Origin of the sequence: Metasolibacillus fluoroglycofenilyticus (assembly GCF_003049645.1) — a bacterium.
Taxonomy (GTDB): Bacteria; Bacillota; Bacilli; order Bacillales_A; family Planococcaceae; genus Metasolibacillus; species Metasolibacillus fluoroglycofenilyticus.
In genome coordinates this window covers 1-255 of the sequence record NZ_PYWK01000039.1, presented here as the reverse complement: position 1 = coordinate 255, position 255 = coordinate 1, and the positions used below count along the sequence as shown (strand labels likewise).

Here is a 255-nt window from a genome sequence, read left to right as displayed (position 1 = left end):
CCGTTTGAGCAATGGGGGGACGCAGGAGGGTAGGGTAAGCAGAGCGTTGGTTGTCTCTGTTCAAGCAGTAAGGCGTGTGTGTAGGCAAATCCGCACACTCTAACGCCAAGCTGTGATGACGAGTCCGTATGGACGAAGTTCCTGATCTCACACTGCCAAGAAAAGCCTCTAGCGAGGTGGGAGGTACCCGTACCGCAAACCGACACAGGTAGTCGAGGAGAGAATCCTAAGGTGTGCGAGAGAACTCTCGTTAAG

At 54.1% G+C, this 255-nt stretch carries 1 rRNA gene; it reads left to right on the top strand.

The window, feature by feature from the left end:
• Positions 1–255, top strand: a 23S ribosomal RNA gene (locus C9J36_RS17175); the annotation flags it as partial.